At 54.9% G+C, this 709-nt stretch carries 1 protein-coding gene; it reads right to left on the bottom strand.

What is annotated here, in order from left to right; translation table 11 throughout:
• Window positions 1–235: 235 nt before the first annotated feature.
• Window positions 236–481 (bottom strand): helix-turn-helix transcriptional regulator, encoded by a 246-nt coding sequence (locus tag B7364_RS06795; RefSeq protein ID WP_085339271.1) that lies wholly within the window; start codon window positions 479–481, stop codon window positions 236–238.
• Window positions 482–709: the final 228 nt, after the last annotated feature.

The raw sequence follows: 709 nt of genomic DNA, 5'->3' as shown, positions 1-709 counted from the left end.
AAACCACACTAATCCAGCATGTTCACCAAAATCGGGAAGCCCAAAAAGTGTGACTTATCCACCTGATATCCACAGATGGAGCGATCTGTTTCGAAGGGTTCCAGCACGCACCAGCCTAGCCAAAGATGACCCACCATGTCCCATCGCCACAATGCTCGCGATTGGGGAATCTAAAGGTCCTTTAGGCGCACAACCGACCAATCAGCTGCATAAAAATTCTGCGCCAAAGGAAAAATCACCTGATCTGGGCAACAATCCAGTCCGATAAATCAGCACGTCGATAGCCAATCGCCCGTCCACCTAACCGAACAAAACGAGGCCCGGCACCTTCGGCTCGCCACTTCTTCAGCAAGCTCAATGACACTGAAAGAACCAATGCCGCTTCTGCGGGTCGGACGACTTCGGAGGGTAGGGTGCCGAGGCTCTTGCGCGGGACTGGTTCGACTTTGGCAGATCCGGTGGAGTGCTTGTCAAACGCCATCGGCTTTGGACATTGGCTGGACCTAACAGGCAGGGCCTTCTCGACCTTTTNCCACATCTGCTCTGAGCCGTCTTCCCATTAGACATCTCCGCGGTCGGATCGAGAACGCAGCAAGTTTTGGGCCAGCTTTTGAGAGCGGCGAGCGGCGAGCCAAAGTGGCTCCAAGGAACGCGCCTAAATGACTGATGTTGGCCGAAGAACGAACCCGCTCCGCGGGAGGTTTGTGCG

Source organism: Aquidulcibacter paucihalophilus (genome assembly GCF_002105465.1).
Classification (GTDB): domain Bacteria; phylum Pseudomonadota; class Alphaproteobacteria; order Caulobacterales; family Aquidulcibacteraceae; genus Aquidulcibacter; species Aquidulcibacter paucihalophilus.
Note: the sequence above shows the minus strand (reverse complement) of the source record. Positions and strands in the feature narration are given on the sequence as shown.

Excerpts from the sequence above, each read along its gene's own strand:
- B7364_RS06795 (WP_085339271.1), bottom strand. The coding sequence starts at position 481 with ATGGCGTTTGACAAGCACTCCACCGGATCTGCCAAAGTCGAACCAGTC.